This is a genomic window from Nocardia aurea (assembly GCF_003123685.1).
Classification (GTDB): domain Bacteria; phylum Actinomycetota; class Actinomycetes; order Mycobacteriales; family Mycobacteriaceae; genus Nocardia; species Nocardia aurea.
Genome location: NZ_QCYJ01000066.1, coordinates 1 through 1,405 on the forward strand (window position 1 = coordinate 1; position 1,405 = coordinate 1,405).

The window sequence follows — 1,405 nt, forward strand, 5'->3', positions numbered from 1 at the left end:
TCGCGTACGTGCTGGACTTCCTGGCGATCGTCGCCGCAGACCTGGCCTCGATGTCCGAGCGCCGCACCGACCGGTTCCTCGACGTGGCCCGCAACCACGGGCTGCCCGCGTTCCTGGCCGACGACCCCGGCGTCGACTCCGGCCACATGATCGCCCAGTACACCCAGGCGGCCATCGTCTCCGAGCTGAAGCGCCTGGCCGTGCCCGCCAGCGTCGACTCGATCCCCAGTTCGGCCATGCAGGAGGACCACGTCTCGATGGGCTGGTCGGCCGCGCGCAAGCTGCGAAGGTCGGTCGACGGGCTCACCCGCGTGCTGGCCGTCGAGGTGCTCACCGCCGCCCGCGCGCTCGACCTGCGCTCGCCACTGCTCCCGGCCCCCGCCACGGCGGCCGTGGTGAAGGCTCTGCGCGAGACGGTCGCGGGTCCCGGCCCCGACCGCTTCCTGGCGCCGGAGATCGACTCGGCCGTCCGCCTGGTCGCGGACGGCTCCGTGGTCGCCGCCGTCGAGTCGGTCACGGGCCCGCTCGCCTGACCCCGGCGGCGAACGCGCCCCGCCGAGGGGCCTGCGCCCCGCGACGCGGGAGCTCGTACGGCTGCCGGGAGAAGCTGCCGGGAGAAGCTGCCTGGAGAAGCTGGCTGGAGAAGCTGCTGGGAGAATGAGACACGTGCACGACGGCTTCGCCCACGTGGGCCGGCTCCTCGCGACCGGACTGCGTGACATCACCACCGACCTCGCGGCCCTCGACGGCGAGGGCTGGTGGGCGGTGGTGGTCGACTTCGAGGGCAAGGTGACGTGCGCCCGCTTCGACCACGTACGTCGCGCGCCGCTGCCCGGCCCCCGCCGCGCCTGGCACGGCCCGAGTCCCGGCCAGTGGCGCAGCTCCCTCGACCGGCCCGCCTACGAGCGGGGCGTCCAGGCCATCCGCGACTACATCGAGCAGGGCGAGGTCTACCAGGCCAACCTCTGCCGCGTGCTGTCGGCCCCCGCGCCCGAGGACGCCGACCCCCTCGCCCTCGCCGCCCGGCTGGCCGCGGGCAACCCCGCCCCCTACTCCGCCGTCGTCCGGGTGCCCGGGCTGAGCGTCGTGTCGGCGTCCCCGGAGCTCTACCTGTCGCGCGACGGCGACGTCATCGAGTCCAGGCCCATCAAGGGCACCGGCGTCACCCCCGCCGACCTCCTAGAGAAGGACTACGCCGAGAACGTCATGATCGTCGACCTGGTCCGCAACGACCTCGGCAGGGTCGCGGCCGTCGGCTCGGTCGAGGTCCCCTCGCTCTGCGCCGTCGAGGAGCACCCCGGCCTCGTCCATCTCGTGTCCACCGTGCGCGCCAGGCTCCTGCCCGGTACGGGGTGGGCCGACCTGTTCGCGGCCACGTTCCCGCCGGGCTCGGTCACCGGCGCCC

The 1,405-nt window shown here is 74.2% G+C and carries 2 protein-coding genes; both read left to right on the forward strand.

What is annotated here, in order from left to right:
- Positions 1-533: aromatic amino acid lyase (locus tag DAT37_RS12850; protein WP_198654242.1), on the forward strand; the 533-nt coding region annotated here is incomplete at its 5' end.
- A gap of 124 nt (positions 534-657) precedes the next feature.
- A partial coding sequence (locus DAT37_RS12855) for a chorismate-binding protein (RefSeq protein ID WP_109524985.1) occupies positions 658-1,405 on the forward strand: 748 nt, incomplete at its 3' end.